This window comes from Bartonella sp. CL100XZDX (assembly GCF_042195375.1).
Lineage (GTDB): Bacteria > Pseudomonadota > Alphaproteobacteria > Rhizobiales > Rhizobiaceae > Bartonella.
In genome coordinates this window covers 1-1025 of sequence record NZ_JBHIOH010000070.1, presented here as the reverse complement: position 1 = coordinate 1025, position 1025 = coordinate 1, and the positions used below count along the sequence as shown (strand labels likewise).

Here is a 1025-nt window from a genome sequence, read left to right as displayed (position 1 = left end):
TGTCATCTTCAATCCCCTCTTCCCCCTCTCCAAGCTCTTTAACAAAGACCCAATAAAAACGCGTTGATAAAAGCATCTCTAACCTCCTTACGGTTTCAGCCTTATCAAAGGAAAGCATATTCATATAATCTTCTTTGCTATTTAAATGCTCTGGATAATCTATCATCTACCCCTCCTAAATATAATGCCGTGGATAACTACAGCCACGGGCGCTAGCCGATTCATAAATAGCATTCCGTATAATGACTGCGCGCAGATGTGGAGTGATATTCGTAGTATCTGACCAGTCTCCACCAGCCAACAATGCATACATATCTTTTTTAAACTGTACATTTGGTGAGGTTCCAGTTACTGTTTGCATGAAACAAACATCTTTCACAAATTGCCAAACATAACCGCAACCATCTTCACAACCGATATGCGAAACCATCCGTATATTTGCCGTATTCTTATAACCTCCAGAATGTTTTGGTGAAGGTGCTTTTTTGCCTTGAATCCCACCACCTTCATTGCTTCCATACATCGCGGAGGCAAATTCTGTATTATTGAGCAAAGCCTTCTTAACACGCAGCATATCGGATATGTGATCTGTTTGTAGACGGTTCGTCGTAATAGGAACATTATACGCCGAGCGGGTATTGTGACCCGTCCCTGACTGAAGATAAATATCAACCCAAAGATCTGTAGAGGGGTCATAAACCATACCTTCTGGTGAACTATGCGGGCGGTGATTGAGACACCAAACTGAATGGGGTAAAATATCCCCTGCTCTATAACCAGACAATGGGTGACCGGAAATCGTACCAACATCTGCACAGAGCGTATGAAACCCTCCTATCTTGCGCGAATTACTCACAGTGTAATCCCTTGGATACGTAGAGTTTTCTGATAAAACAAGTTTATGAGACTGTCCTCCATCAGAAACCAGATAAACATAATAATCCTTGCCCGCCGAAAGAGAAGGAACGCTTATTCTTGTATCTGCCGTATAACTTGCAACCAAAGTATCATTGCCTAATGCCAAG

General features: G+C 42.2%; 1 pseudogene. It reads right to left on the bottom strand.

Annotated features, from left to right (window positions below):
- Positions 1–175: 175 nt before the first annotated feature.
- Positions 176–1025, bottom strand: a pseudogene (locus ACFILU_RS08320) (hypothetical protein); the annotation flags it as partial.